Raw genomic sequence first — 14,306 nt, forward strand, 5'->3', positions numbered from 1 at the left:
TAATGAATATTTGGAGCACCATCGTCGAGATTCGAGTGATAACTCCAATTTCATATTGGAATAGCTTGGGGACTTTCAGTCCCTAGTAAAAAAACCTCTGCACTTTGAGTGCAGAGTGGTTTAGTTAAAGTCTTGAATTTGCCTTAATGGATACTATTTTAATGCATACTGGCTACATCACTCTTGGTTTTATAGACCTTTCCAGCAGGGTATATCCATAGGGGTGGATATATTTCCTATTTTCATAATTTGTAAAAGACTTAAAAACAATAATTTACATATCTGGGGAATCGAATGACATCGCTCTGCGTGTCATCCTCTTGCTGTGCGTCCTTAGTTATCCGGGGAGCACGAATGTTGAATAACGTTCTTTGAAAACGGATAACGTAACTTTAATTGCGATGGTAGCCTTCATGGCAGAAACAGTAACGAGCTGATAAGTTTTATAGAACGTAATATCAGAGGACTCACAGCCACTATTTCCATGGAGGATTGGACTACCGAACAAGTTGTCCAGGCAGATTGTTCAAACCGGCTTGTGGTGCTCACTTTAACGGGTTGGGTGCTGAGCGACAAGTGTACTGTTCGTATTCTTTAGAATTACAGGCAGCAGGTGTGGATAAGTGGAGTTGAACGCAAGTGAACCTTTATAGACATGTCGAAAATAACCTTTATGATGTCCAAATCGAGGAGGAGCAGCTCCAAGAGATACAGGTGCAACGGTGAACCTGGTTACTGGTTGCACGACATCCGGCATATAGAAGGCAAGACCCTTATCTGGGCGCAATTAAGGAAAAGGAGAACCAGAATACAGGTGAATTAAGTGAAAACGGCGAAAACCTAAGGACAGGAAAGCCGGAAAGTAGCGATACTGTATTTCTGGGACGGATGAAGCCGTAGTAGCGTAAAGCTCCAGAGACCCAAAGCAATAAACTTTGGTTAGTGAAGGGCTTCACTTGAAATGTTTATTTATTGTATGACAACTTAAATTTTTAAGGATGATCTTTAATGAAGAACACAAAACATTACCTATTAAAAAGTCACAGGTTCAGAAGGCTTTTAAGAAGGTAAGATCGAACCGGGGCAGCCCCGGTGTGATGGGCTGATGATACAGGAAGTAGCAAACAACCCTCGGAAGTATCTTTATCCACTATGGAACCGAATGGCCAGTGGAAGTTATTTTCCAAAGCCGGTCAAAGAAGTTCTGATCCCTAAAGGGAAAGGTAAGATGCGACCCCTGGGCATACCTACGGTTATCGACCGGGTAGCCCAGCAGGTTGTAGCCACGGAATTGGAATCGTTGGTAGAGAAAGGCTTTAGTCCAAATAGCTTTGGATACCGACCTAATAAATCAGCCCATGATGCGATTGCTCAATGCCGGAAACATTGTTTCCGCTATAGTTGGGTAATTGATCTGGACATCAAAGGTTTTTATGATAACATCAACCATGAATTATTACTGAAGGCCGTAAGTCACCACACCAAAGAAAAGTATATCCTATTGTATGTGGAACGCTGGTTGAAAGCCTCAGTTCAAAAGGTGGATGGATCATTACACCATCCAAAAGGTAAAGGTACGCCACAAGGAGGGGTGATTAGTCCCGTACTGGCCAACATCTTTATGGATATTGCTTTTGATAAACGGTTCGAGCGTCATTATCCCAAGCTAACTTTTGAGCGTTATGCTGATGATATTGTAATCCATTGCTATCAACAGAAGCAGGCGCATAAGGTCTTAAACGACATCAGAAAACGCCTGTCACAGTGCAAGCTGGAACTCCATCCGGACAAGACCCGGGTGGTCTATTGTCGGCGCAATCAAAAGAAGCGTCCACAGGGAAAGGTAGCCTATCAAAGTTTTGACTTTTTAGGCCATACCTTTAAGCCTAGAATAGTCCGCAAAGGTGGAAAGCTGTTCTTAGGCTTTACACCTTCGATGAGTCAGAAGAGTATCAGTCGGATTAACGAAGAACTCTTCCGGTTAAACCTCCATAAACGGACACAATCTTCCATAGAAGAAATTGCCGGACTGGTCAACTCCAAAATCATGGGTTGGATCAGGTATTATGGAAAGTTTAGACTATCTGGGATGTGTATGCTCTATTCAGCGTTCCACCGAAGACTTGCCAAATGGCTGCGTAATAAATATCGCAGGTATCACCGCAAACCATGGGTTGCCTCGAGGAAGTATCTTCGACGCCTCTCAAAATATTATCCAATGCTCTTCGAGCACTGGAAACATCCCAGTTTGAGGCCTTAAAGCATGTTTTGATCAAGAAGAGCCGTATGAGAGAGGTTCACGTCCGGTTCTGTGAGAGGTTTAGGGGTAAGATTCCCCTTTACCTACTCGACAATTCCCCCTTTCATTTTTCATTTACCTAATCAAACAAATAGGGTTAGCTATTCAAATTTAATTGCAATTATCAAAACCCTATTTCATCTAGGCGATTTTCATAAAAAATCGAAAAACAATAAGTGCGATTAAAAATGAGATTTCAAAAAGTCATTATCAATTTCATGATCATTGATTGATATGATTTTAAATTGATTTACTTTTTATATCCGGATCGTTTTCCAATTTTAAATTCCGATTGAAAGTAAAATTTCCAGGTTGAACTGAACTAAACCTCGCTTGATCGAAGCATTTAAACCACTGAAGATTCTCGCTTAATGGATGCGCATCATAATATAGAAACCTCGGATGTTATTTTGTTTGATTTATCTATTAGCATTTTATTTTTGAGGGAGCAATAAAATAACCCAATAATTACCTTAAACCCCCATTTCCATTTAGTTTTACAATCGCCAACGGACCATATTTTGAAAAAAGTGTCAATTCGTCGTACATAGGACTATTGAATAAACTTCTAATAATTGTATATCCTCTTTAAAAAAAATCATTGAATGCCGCTACATAAAATGTAAGAAACCCGATCAGCTCAGGTATCATGCTACCATTGATAAAATTATAAACAAAAGTATTCACCTATAATTGGCAGCGCTTTGCATTATTAAAAGGATTGTAATTATGGTGAAGCTCCGAGCTCTTTTGCTGTATTAGACCGTTTAATAGACACTTCAATTTTTTTAACTTGATTCTTTCGTGGGATTGATATAACCAGTCAAGCAGTGATTTATACACGATTTTTTATTAGTCCCTGGTATAATTTCAATATCACCCACTGTTTTTAATACCGAAATAATAGTTTAGGCAACTGTTGCAGTTATTTCTCCATTTGCAATTGTAGTGGAATAAATTTGAAGGTCTCTTGTGTTTCCAGACGAATTTTGGGGGCCTCGGATTACATCACCATCAGGTTCATATTGCGCAAAATGCAATTGGCATTCAATGATTTCTTCATTGTTAATCCACGCCAAATTCCCACCTTGATGAGGACAAATAGCCTCCGTTGCAATAAAGTCGCTACTGGAGTTTCCAGCACCAACCCTTATAAACAAAATCCTGCTTTTAGTGGTTTGATCCCCTACATTGGGTATTGAGGATAAATTTACAGATACCCTGGTACCGGAAGTAGGTGGCGGGTTATTGTTTCCATTTATTGGGGCCTCATCATCACTGGTGCTACAAGCTGACATCATACAGGAGCCCGCACATACAAAAACAACTCCTTTTCCCACTGATTTAATAAATTGAACACGTTTCATAATGTTATCATTTTAATTAATATTCTTTTAATATCTTGGCTACCTACCTGCCAAGTTAAAATTTCGTGATATGGCAAAACCAAATCTTACCCCACCATCCTCCCAGGATTTTTGGGTGTTTGGGATAAAATTGTTTTCAATAATATAGGAGGAGTTTTGAAAGTTTAGGCTAAAAACATGGCCACCTGTTTCAATTTCAAGCCCTATTCCCAGGGGGTTGTAGTATTCAGTATTCAAATCCTTTGATCTTCCAAGCCCGTTTACCAAAGTATAATCTGCGATAAGTGAAAATCTTTTATAAATTTTTAACCTTCCTCCAATACCAACTGAAAAAAGGTTTTGCATCTCTTGTGGGTCTTGGGGTTGTGCCCTAAACAAATAACCGGGACTTAGCATCAAAGAAAATGAAGGGGAAAATTTTTTGGCGACAGTAGCTTGAAAAAAATGAGAAGTCCTATCATTTTGACTAGGAAATTCATTATTGTTGAATGCCTTTCGTGTAATCCAGTTGCTTTGGCCAAAAAGTGTTACTGAAACAGGCATAAATTCGTGCTGCCTTAAAAGTTTGTATTTTGCAAGCAAATTATAAGATTCATTAAATTTGCTTCTCCCCACCCCTATGGTCATTCGGTCGGTAATTCCATAATCAAACCCAATATAAAGATCTGTGGCCACATCTAAACCGAATAAGGTGTGGGAGCCTCCAAACTCCCCGCCTATATCACCAAATCTATGTCCAATCCAAAATGCCAAATCCCCTTTGTTTTGAGTTTCGTTGGTTTGCAGTAAAACTAGGCGCGGACTTTTAAAAGTGGCTTGAACAAATTCCCTTTCAGCACCAGAATCCAGGTTCTGCATTATTGAGTCCATATCCTGGGCACAAACACTGAAAGTAGAAATTAATAATAAACAGAAGAAAAATTTATTCATTTGTTAATTTTTGATAGTTAACATTTACTTCAACCGAAATAACCTCGGCTATATTCTCCCATAATATTTTGGGTATTTTTATATCATGATCCTTGCATGCAACGTCAAATTGACTTTTTATGCTAATTTGTCCATTTTTGACTTGTATGGTCAATAGAATTTCCCTTTTTCTCCCTACCCCATGAATAATTAAATTCCCTGAACATTTCACTTGATATTCCCCGTCTTTTCCAAAATTTATCTTGTCGAGGATTCTGCCTTTAAATGAGGAAAATGGGTGTTTTTCACTTTCTAGATAATTCTCATTAAAATGTTCCTGCATTAAAGCTTTTCTAAATTGAAAACTTCTTGTTCTAATTTGGAATAAAATCTCCCCTGTTTCGGTATTTAAAATGGATGCACCACTGTTAGAAACTGCTTTAATGTCCTCTATAGGCGTTGTAGAAAAAAATGTTGTTATTACTTGGTTGGTTTGATAAATTTCCTGGGCAAGAATTTTTGGACTTATAAAAAGCGAGAGCAGTACCAAAAACATAATATTTAAATGTTTCATAATAATTTAAATCAATTCTTAAAAAAAATAAAACTATAAAGTATACGTAATCTGAGATAGCTTTGGTTTTATTTGTATAAAAAATTAATAAATCTGAATTTATTCCTTTAAAATATAGGTGATAGTAATCAAACCAATTTAACCTTTATTACGTAAGTACTAAGGTATATTTTAAACAAAGTTTTTTTACAAAATTTAGCATACCCCTCTAATGATCATAAATACTGCGATTCTAATATTTGCAAATTCTTCAAAGGAAGAGCAGCTTCAAAAAGCTATCCCAAATGGCCTTAAATTATTTGGGGTGCTTAATAAACATACCCTTGACACAGTACGAAAATCGGGTTTACCGTATTTCCATTTTACCGAGAAAGAGCAACAGGGTTCTAACTTTGGAGAGCGTTTTACCAATGCCATAGAACAGGTATTTGATTATGGTTATGAAAACATTATCACCATTGGAAATGACACTCCTCAACTAAATAAAAATCATCTTATACAATCTTATGAGCTTTTAAAACAGCAAAAGTTTGTTTTGGGACCATCACAAGATGGAGGGTTTTACCTTATGGGGATCCATAAGTCTCATTTTAATCCAGTCTCCTTTTTACATTTACCATGGCAAACTTCAAAAATTTCAGGGGCTATATCCCATTTATTAATACAAAATTTTAAAGTTAAAATATATAAACTTCAGCCTTTAAAAGATATAGACCAGCTCGAAGACGTCAATCAGGTTTTAAATGTTTTCCGCACAATTAGTGTAGAACTTAAATATATAATCTTAGTAATACTTCAGCTAAAAAAGAAGGTTGCTATTAGGCTTAATACACTACGATACAAACGTATAAAATTATCATTTCACAATAAAGGTTCTCCTGTTTTTCATCTTTTATAGCCTAAGAAGCTTTGATTCTACCTAAATACATTATTAATTTACTCCAAATGAAAATTATATTCATGTGCCTGGCATTTTGCCTGGCCGCAGCTGGTTTTGCTCAAAATCAGGTATCTGGAAAAATTCTGGATGAATCAGGAGCAGGAATTCCCTTTGTAAATGTGATTCTGATAAATTCCTCTATAGGAACTACCTCCAATGAAGAGGGCTTTTACCAAATTAATTTACCCACTATAGAGGGCGTCCTGGAATTCTCTTCTCTGGGTTACCAAACCCAAACAGTAGTAATAGATGGCCAAAGCACTGTAAACATAAGCCTTTTTGATGCTGCTACCGGGCTAAACGAAGTAGTGATTACAGCACTTGGAGTAGAGCGTGATACCAGGGAGCTTGGGTATGCGGTGCAAAGCATTAAACCCAATGATATTTCTGAAGTTAAATCGGTTAATTTTCTGGATAACCTAAGCGGAAAACTTGCCGGCGTTAATATTACTCAAGGTGCAACCGGGGTTGGTTCTACTTCCAAAATTACTATAAGGGGCGAAGCTTCATTTTTAAATAACAATCCGTTGTTTATTGTCGATGGAATTCCAATAAATAATAATACTGTTTTTGCAAATACTTCTGAGGCAGCAGCAGGTTTTCAGGAAGTGGATTTTGGGAATGGTGCTATGGAAGTGAATCCCGATGATATTGCCTCTGTTTCGGTATTAAAAGGCCCAAGTGCTGCAGCACTTTACGGAACCCGTGCTTCCAACGGGGTGATTATTATTGAAACTAAAAACGGTAGTGAAACCGAAGGAATGGGAATAAGTATTAATACCAGTCTTTTTGTGGATACTGCTTTCCAGCTTCCGCAATTTCAAAATGAGTTTGGACAAGGAAATTCAGGTTTGTTTGAATTTAAAGATGGCTTGGGTGGCGGTGTAAATGATCTTATAACCTATAGCTGGGGTCCACGTTTAGATCAAGGTATTCTTATCCCTCAATTTGACAGCCCGGTAACTTTACCAAATGGTAGAGTGGTTCGAGGCGGTGATACTTCGGTTCACGGGGGGTTGCCTATTACTGCTACTCCGTTTAATTCACATCCGAATAATTTGAAGAACTTCTATGAAACCGGAATTACAACTATTAATAATGTTGCTGTTTCTTCAGGTTTTGAAAAAGGCAATTACCGTCTTTCATTTACAGATCTTCGAAGTGAATCCATTATTCCCGGGGTGAATCTTGACCGGCAAACTGTAGCTGCAAAAATGAATTTTAAACCTGTAAATGGATTAAGTATAAACTCTACTATTAACTATGTAAATTCTCAAAGTGACAACCGCCCGTCAAGCGGTTATGGATCTGAAAATTTAAATTATTCCATAGTAGCCTGGGGACCGCGCTCTCTTAATATTGAAAATCTTAAGGATTATTGGCAGCCGGGACTAGAGGGAATTCAGCAGTATTCTTATAACTATACATTTTTTGACAACCCTTATTTTACATTGTTTGAAAATACCAATTCCTTTAATCGCGATAGAGTATTTGGAAACCTATCAATCAAACAGGAAATCAACCAGTATTTCAGCCTTTCGGTTCGCACCGGGATGGATTATTCTTCTGAAAATCGCCGATTTAAAAGAGCCTTCAGCTCAAACAGGTTTGTAAATGGGGCTTACGGAGAACATGAAGTATTTTTCAGGGAGATCAACACCGACTTTTTATTAAATTACAACAATTATTTTGAGAATTTTACAGTAGATATTTCCCTTGGTGGAAACAGGTTAGACCAAAAGGCAACGACCTCGCAATCTCAAACCACATCTTTAGCACAACCCGGAGTCTTTAAACTCAATAATGCCGCTTCTCCAATTGAAGTTTTTCAATTTGAATCTCAGAAAAGAATTAATAGTTTTTATGGAATTGCAAAATTTGGCTATAAAAACTTCCTTTATTTTGATATAACTGGAAGAAATGACTGGTCAAGTGCACTGGCAACGCCATTTTCTGTGGAGAACACCTCTTTCTTTTACCCTTCGGTGTCCTCAAGTTTTATTTTGTCAAATGTGGTGCAGCTTCCTCAAGCAGTTTCGTTTGCACAGCTTAGGGCAAGTTGGGCGCAGGTGGGGAATGATACAAATCCTTACCAAACTACAGGGGCTTTTGTCTCTCAAACCCCTTTCCTTTCACAACCTACCTTTAGCGATCAAAACACTATTTCAAACCCTAATTTAAGGCCGGAGAGGACTACTTCATATGAGGTGGGAGCCGATATTCGCTTTTTTAGGGACCGGCTGAATTTTGACGTTACTTTTTATAATGCATTGACCGAAGATCAAATTCTTTCTTTACCCATTGGAATCTCTTCCGGGTACACTCAAAAAGTGGTGAATGCCGGGAAAGTAAGATCTCAGGGAATTGAAATTATCGCTGGGATCACTCCGGTAATAAATACAAATTTCAGGTGGAGCAGTACCTTTAATTTCAGCCGAAATGTTTCCGAAGTAATTGAACTTCCTCAGGAAGCCGGAAGATTGACCCTTGGCTATAACAGAATTTATGATAATCCCAATCAAACGGTGTGGCTTCAGGTGGAAGAAGGTGGCAGAATTGGGGATCTTTATGGAACAGGATACTTAAAAAATGAAAATGGAGATTTTATACTTAACTCGGCCGGTAGATATATTGCCAACAATGATTTGCAAAAACTTGGAAATTATAATCCCGATTTTATGCTGGGCTTCAACAATCAGCTTACTTACAAAGACTGGAATTTCAGCTTTTTATTTGACTGGAGACAGGGAGGAATTTTGGTTTCCAGAACTCTGGCACTTGCAGCCGTTGGGGGTCAATTAAAAGAAACAGCATTCAGGCCTGAGGAAGGGATCATTGCTGATGGGGTTGTAAATGTAGGTACAGCACAAAATCCGCAATTTCAGCAAAATACCACAGCAGTAACTCCAGAATCGTTTTATCGCCAATTTTATGACCGTAACCACGAAGAAAATAACGTTTATGATGCCTCCTATCTAAAATTAAGGCAGGTAGCGCTGGGTTACACCTTCAATTTAAAAGACGGTACTTTGGGTTTTATGAAAGAAGGAGCAACTATTAACCTGTCTCTGGTTGGCAGAAATTTATTGGCCTTAAGTGAAATCCCGCATTTTGATCCTGAACAACTTGCCGTGCAAAGAAATGGGCTTGTAGGTGGAGTAGAAGATATGTCTTACGCCAGCACCCGAAGTATTGGCTTTAAAGCCGGCATCAATTTTTAAGCAAAAAAACTCAAAACACCTAAGGTTTTTTGAAAATGAAACAACCATGAGAATAAAATTTCTTACACAGCAGAATGACTTATGGAAGTTACATTTGACCTATAGAAGACAATAAATATTAACAGATGAGACTAAAAATTATAATTATAACAGGAATTTTGTTCTCGATGGGACTGTTTTCCTGCACCAGTGATTTTGAAGAGATAAATACCAATCCCAATGCGCCACTGCAGGTGCAGCCAAGCCTGTTGTTAAGGCAAGTGATTTACGATTATGGTGAAGAAATGTCTTATGAAGGTTTTGCTGCCGGAAACTTACTGGGCCAACACTTGACAGCCCTGGATTTTAACCTTTTTGACAGGCACGCTTTAAAATCTCCGCAGCTTGGTGGGAATCCCTGGCCGGTGTTGTACACTAATTTGAGAGATAATGAGATTATTCTTTCCTTGTCCAGAGAAGCTGAAGCTTTCAAAATTTATGAAGGTCCGGCATTAATACTGAAAGCCTACATGACAAGTACTTTAACTGATCTTTATGGAGATGTTCCCTATTTTGAAGCTTTTAAAGGGAAGGAAGTCACTACAACTCCGGCTTACGACGCCCAGGAAGATATTTATTTAGCTGAAGGCGGAATCCTGCATAATTTCGATAAAGGGATTTCGGCTATTGAAAATTACCAGGGGGCTATAGGACTGGAAGGAGATATACTATTCAACGGAAATCTCGAAAAATGGTTAAAATTTGCAAATTCTTTGAAGATCAAAAGTCTGATGCGAATCTCGGCTAAAATGGATGTTTCTACAGAGCTTCAGCAAATTTATACTGAAGGGAATTTTATTCAGCAGAATTCTGAAAATGCAGCTTTTGATTTTACCGATGGGGAGCCCAACAACTTTAGAATGGCGAGGTTGAGAGCCGGAGATTTTAATAATTTTGTGATGTCTGAAACTATTGATGAAATCCTTGAAACTCTCAACGACCCGAGGGGAATGATCTTGTTTAGGCCTACGGGAAATAATCCTGAAGAATATAACGGCCTCATTAACGGGATTGATGCTTCCCAGACTTCTATTTCACCCGCTGATTTTTCTTATGCCGGAAGGATCTTTAGGGAAGATTCCGGAATGCTGGATGCCAATTTCCTAACCGCTTGGGAAATCTCTTTTTTACTGGCAGAAGCTGCTGAAAAAGGTTTTATTGCTGCAGATGCAAAAATGCTTTATGAACGTGGGGTAACACAGGCATTTGAATATTGGAATTCTACACTGCCTGAGAATTATTTGCAATCCCAGGCTGCTTACGATGGCAATGGGAATGACAAATTAAAACGGATTATCACTCAAAAATGGATTGCAGGAATGACCAATGGATATGAAGGTTGGATAGAATGGAGAAGGACTGGCTTTCCTAATTTGAAGAACATTTCAGCAAGCCTTAATAACAATATAATTCCTGTAAGATTGCCTTATCCAACCGAGGAAGCGGCCTTAAATTCACAAAATTACCAGGAGTCAGCAGCGGCAACCGATGGCAACAGCATTGATTCGCCGGTTTGGTGGGATGAAAATTAATTTAAGGATGACCATAATTATAAATTTTAATCCACGGCAGTTTTGTTAGAAATATTAAATGTTGAGATCATTTACTGGCAATGGTGGTTACTGCTGGTTTCCAGTATAGTCCTATTTATTCTCTCACCTTTAGCCAAAACCAATAGTGAGTTTTTTAAGGCTTCTTTCCACAATAAAGCACCTAACGCAGGGATGCTTACAGGAAGTCTTATCATATCCTGGATTTTTGCCAAAAGCATTACAAATGCAGCAAACCTTGGACTCGAATTTGGGATTGTGGGAGGTGTAGCTTATGCAGGCTATTATCTCTCTTTTGCAATAGCCGGGTTTGTGATCTACAAAATGCGGGTGACCGGAGGTTTTAAAAGCATCCATCAATTCCTCATATCTAAATTTGGAAGAGGAGCGGTTGCTATGTTTTCTATACTCATTAGTATCCGGCTTTTCAATGAAGTCTGGTCAAATACCATGGTTATAGGAACATACTTTGGCGACACCGGGTCTTCCGGCTATTACTGGGCAATAATTGTTTTTACCATTTTAACCCTTGCTTATGCTTTAAAGGGTGGTTTAAGCAGCTCCATTTTTACAGATGTGATTCAAATGGGACTTTTTGCGGTGCTGTTGTGTGTGATCCTCTGGAAAATTTTTAATGTTGGCGAGATAAGCGTAAAAGAAGTTGCCACCTCCGGTAGCTGGACCATGGCCACCGGATTAAACTTGCTTTTTGCGGCGATGATCCAATCTTTTAGCTATCCCTTTCACGATCCCGTATTAACCGATCGCGGATTTATAAGCAAACCAAAAACCACCTTAAAAAGTTTTTTATTAGCAAGTATATTTGGCGGCCTGTGTATAGTGCTTTTTAGTTTTATTGGCGTTTTTGCTGAGCAGCAAGGGATGCAGGGACAGGCAGCCGTAGAAGTAGGAAAAGCTTTTGGTGTAATCATTTTGTTGGTGATTAATTTCATTATGATCACCTCTGCTGCATCTACCTTAGATTCTACTTTTTCTTCTTTCTCCAAGCTTTTATCTGTAGATTTAAAAATGGGAAGTAATTTGAATTTCGGAAGGATCTCTATGGTGATAATTGCCATTTTAGGCACTATTCCGGTTTTTTTGGATGCTGAAATTCTATCTGCTACCACTGTTAGCGGAACTATGGTTATTGGACTCACCCCTATTTTTATTTTTTGGAAGCTGAAGGTCCCAAAAATTAGTTTTTATCTTAGCGTTTGTACCGGACTGTTGTTCGGATTTCTGCTGGTTTTCAGTTTTTTTCCAAAGGCATTGATCTTAACCTCTGGCCCGTATGCCGATCTTCTTTGGATCAACGCATGGGGAATCTTATGCTGTATCGTCTTATATTTGCTGCCTAAATGGATCACAAAATAAAAAATATTGGAACCCCGGAAGGTCGTATTCTCATCTTTGGAGGAGTTTACAGCAATTTGCAGGCGCTTGAAAAGCTTAAAAGAATTGCAGAACAGGAAGGCATTCCTGCCTCCAATTGCATTTGTACTGGGGATATTGTGGGCTACTGCGCCCAACCCCAGGAAACCGTAGATCTCTTTAGAAAATGGAATCCCCATAGCATTGCTGGAAATGTTGAAATACAACTTGCTGAAGGAAAAGAAGATTGTGGGTGTGATTTTAAGGAAGGTTCCCGCTGCGATAACTTTTCGCAGCTATGGTATCCCTATGCAAAAAGCAAGCTTTCTAAAGACGCCACAGCCTGGATGAAAACCTTGCCAGATCATCTTGAGTTTATCTACGCAAACAAAAAGTTCACGGTGGTTCATGGAGCTTTTGATCATGTTTCGGAATTTATTTTTAAATCTACTCCCTGGGCTAAAAAAGAGGAAACTTTTAATGCTACCGGTAGTGACGTGATAATTGCAGGTCATTGCGGGATTCCATTTACCCATAACCTGGGTGGTAGATCCTGGATCAATCCGGGAGTGATAGGGATGCCCGCAAATAATGGCAGCCCACAGGTGTGGTACGCTATACTGGATGCCAAACAACCGGGCCTTGTTGCACATCACAGCTTCAAGTATCATCATAAACTTGCCAGTGGTTTAATGAGACAAAATTACTTGCCTGAAGAATATGCGCGCACTTTAAGAACTGGAATTTGGGACAATACTGAGATTCTTCCCGTTAATGAATCCAGAATGAGAAATTTGAATTTTTTATAATTCGTTCTTATTTAAAATACTTTATAGTCTTACGATTGTAATCAATAATTTTGTACCTATTTTAGTATAATATAATAAATCATCCTAAAAGTTACCTATTCGGTTACCTGGAGGAAAGAAAAAAGGGAGAAGTACTGAATTTATTGGTATTACGGGAGAGGCAAATTAATCCTGCCACACTGCCTCCTAATCTTTGAGCTTTTTCCTTAAAATATCAAGATCACTAGAGACCTTAGAATCAATCACCCGAGCATAAATTTGAGTAGTCGATAATTTTGTATGTCCTAAAAGCTTAGATAGAACACCATTGGCTAAGGTTACCGTTGTTGCGAATGTATGCCTAGCGGCGTGGAAACTAAGTTCTTTATTTATCTTTACCTCTTTAGTGATTTCGCGTAAGTACTGGTTGGTTTTCTGGTTGGAATAGACCGGAAGTAAAACATCACTGGAACAAACCTTTGGATGGTCCTGGTACTTTTCAAGGATACGTTCGGCTTCATCCAACAATGGAATTCTGAGCATCGTATTGGTTTTTATCCTTCGGGTGTAAATCCATTTATTCCCATCCACACCAATTTGAATATGCTTTTTCTTTAGCTCCTTGACATCGCCATATGGCAATCCAGTATAACAGCAGAACACGAAAATATCACGGTTGATTTTATGGGTATCTCTTTTGAATTTTTTGTTTTTTATTTTTTGTAATGCTGCTTTGGATAGATAGATAGATAGACCATATCCACCTGGTCAAATCGGAGTTTAAACCTTTTGGTTGGGGTCTTTTCAATCCAGTCCAAATCTTCGGCAAGGCGCATCAATTTTTTAAAGCGTTCCATATGTTTCATGACTCCATTATTTTGGAGGCTGGGCAAGCCCCTTAAAAAGCTTTCAAATCCCAGGGTAAACTGGTAATCAATCTGTTTTAAATAAATATCCGAAGTATGATACTGGGCTTTTAAAAAATCTTTGAGGTAGTTTTCCGTAGTAGTATAGTTTTTTATAGTCCCATACTTTAAAACCTTACCCATTTTCTCTTTGTGATATTTGATCAAATAGATTAGCGTATAATGTTGCTGATCACTCCCCAGAAATCTAGTTTTGACCGTCTGTGCCGTTATCAGCAGTCCTTCTTTTAAAAGACTGTCCTGGGTTTTATAGAGCTGCACCTTGGTTTCATCAATTTTTTTATTGATTACCCGGCTTTCAGAACTGTTACCAATAAGT

General features: G+C 38.4%; 11 protein-coding genes. 6 read left to right on the forward strand and 5 right to left on the reverse strand.

The genetic code is table 11. From position 1 onward, the window contains the following. Positions 1–1,072: 1,072 nt before the first annotated feature. A complete protein-coding gene (ltrA, locus tag LB467_RS17800) occupies positions 1,073–2,260 on the forward strand; it encodes a group II intron reverse transcriptase/maturase (RefSeq protein WP_224475421.1) in 1,188 nt (395 codons plus the stop codon). A 947-nt stretch (positions 2,261–3,207) separates the two neighbouring features. On the opposite strand, the gene LB467_RS17805 is transcribed toward ltrA, so the two are convergent. From LB467_RS17805 to LB467_RS17815, 3 genes are read right to left on the reverse strand one after another with little or no spacing between them, the layout of a single operon-like run. Further along, positions 3,208–3,666, reverse strand: a complete 459-nt coding sequence (locus LB467_RS17805) for a QcrA and Rieske domain-containing protein (protein WP_224475407.1) — start codon at positions 3,664–3,666, stop codon at positions 3,208–3,210. Between the two features lie 39 nt (positions 3,667–3,705). Continuing rightward, on the reverse strand, positions 3,706–4,596 hold the full coding sequence (locus tag LB467_RS17810) for a DUF5777 family beta-barrel protein (RefSeq protein WP_224475409.1): 891 nt from the start codon (positions 4,594–4,596) through the stop codon (positions 3,706–3,708). After that, positions 4,589–5,149 carry a YceI family protein gene (locus LB467_RS17815; RefSeq protein WP_224475410.1) on the reverse strand — a complete coding sequence of 187 codons (561 nt, stop codon included), beginning with the start codon at positions 5,147–5,149 and terminating at the stop codon, positions 4,589–4,591. Before LB467_RS17815 ends, LB467_RS17810 begins: the two co-directional genes overlap by 8 nt. A 211-nt stretch (positions 5,150–5,360) precedes the next feature. Here LB467_RS17815 and LB467_RS17820 point away from each other — a divergent pair, with 211 nt between their 5' ends. The 5 genes from LB467_RS17820 (at position 5,361) to LB467_RS17840 (ending at position 13,082) form a co-directional block, all read left to right on the forward strand. Continuing rightward, positions 5,361–6,047, forward strand: coding sequence for a TIGR04282 family arsenosugar biosynthesis glycosyltransferase (locus LB467_RS17820; RefSeq protein WP_224475411.1), 687 nt, complete (start codon positions 5,361–5,363; stop codon positions 6,045–6,047). A gap of 47 nt (positions 6,048–6,094) precedes the next feature. Beyond that, positions 6,095–9,310 (forward strand): SusC/RagA family TonB-linked outer membrane protein, encoded by a 3,216-nt coding sequence (locus LB467_RS17825; protein WP_224475412.1) that lies wholly within the window; start codon positions 6,095–6,097, stop codon positions 9,308–9,310. A gap of 125 nt (positions 9,311–9,435) precedes the next feature. Then, positions 9,436–10,881, forward strand: a complete 1,446-nt coding sequence (locus LB467_RS17830; RefSeq protein WP_224475414.1) for a SusD/RagB family nutrient-binding outer membrane lipoprotein — start codon at positions 9,436–9,438, stop codon at positions 10,879–10,881. A 42-nt stretch (positions 10,882–10,923) separates the two neighbouring features. After that, positions 10,924–12,276 (forward strand): SLC5/6 family protein, encoded by a 1,353-nt coding sequence (locus tag LB467_RS17835; RefSeq protein ID WP_224475415.1) that lies wholly within the window; start codon positions 10,924–10,926, stop codon positions 12,274–12,276. Then, the gene (locus LB467_RS17840; protein WP_224475417.1) at positions 12,261–13,082 is read left to right on the forward strand and encodes a metallophosphoesterase family protein; all 822 of its coding nucleotides are present in this window, start codon (positions 12,261–12,263) and stop codon (positions 13,080–13,082) included. Before LB467_RS17835 ends, LB467_RS17840 begins: the two co-directional genes overlap by 16 nt. Before the next feature lie 186 nt (positions 13,083–13,268). Here LB467_RS17840 and LB467_RS17845 read toward each other — a convergent pair whose 3' ends face one another. Both LB467_RS17845 and LB467_RS17850 read right to left on the reverse strand, forming a co-directional pair. Continuing rightward, positions 13,269–13,724, reverse strand: coding sequence for a site-specific integrase (locus LB467_RS17845; protein ID WP_224475418.1), 456 nt, complete (start codon positions 13,722–13,724; stop codon positions 13,269–13,271). A 50-nt stretch (positions 13,725–13,774) separates the two neighbouring features. Continuing rightward, positions 13,775–14,306: phage integrase SAM-like domain-containing protein (locus tag LB467_RS17850; protein ID WP_224475419.1), on the reverse strand; the 532-nt coding region annotated here is incomplete at its 5' end.

The organism is Salegentibacter tibetensis, assembly GCF_020164485.1.
In the GTDB taxonomy this organism is placed as follows: Bacteria; Bacteroidota; Bacteroidia; order Flavobacteriales; family Flavobacteriaceae; genus Salegentibacter; species Salegentibacter tibetensis.

What these genes read in the sequence shown, in the direction of transcription:
- LB467_RS17825 (WP_224475412.1), top strand. Translation starts at nt 6,095, where the DNA reads ATGAAAATTATATTCATGTGCCTGGCATTTTGCCTGGCCGCAGCTGGT.
- LB467_RS17805 (WP_224475407.1), bottom strand. Translation starts at nt 3,666, where the DNA reads ATGAAACGTGTTCAATTTATTAAATCAGTGGGAAAAGGAGTTGTTTTT.
- LB467_RS17815 (WP_224475410.1), bottom strand. Translation starts at nt 5,149, where the DNA reads ATGAAACATTTAAATATTATGTTTTTGGTACTGCTCTCGCTTTTTATA.
- LB467_RS17820 (WP_224475411.1), top strand. Translation starts at nt 5,361, where the DNA reads ATGATCATAAATACTGCGATTCTAATATTTGCAAATTCTTCAAAGGAA.
- LB467_RS17810 (WP_224475409.1), bottom strand. Translation starts at nt 4,596, where the DNA reads ATGAATAAATTTTTCTTCTGTTTATTATTAATTTCTACTTTCAGTGTT.
- LB467_RS17840 (WP_224475417.1), top strand. Translation starts at nt 12,261, where the DNA reads ATGGATCACAAAATAAAAAATATTGGAACCCCGGAAGGTCGTATTCTC.
- LB467_RS17830 (WP_224475414.1), top strand. Translation starts at nt 9,436, where the DNA reads ATGAGACTAAAAATTATAATTATAACAGGAATTTTGTTCTCGATGGGA.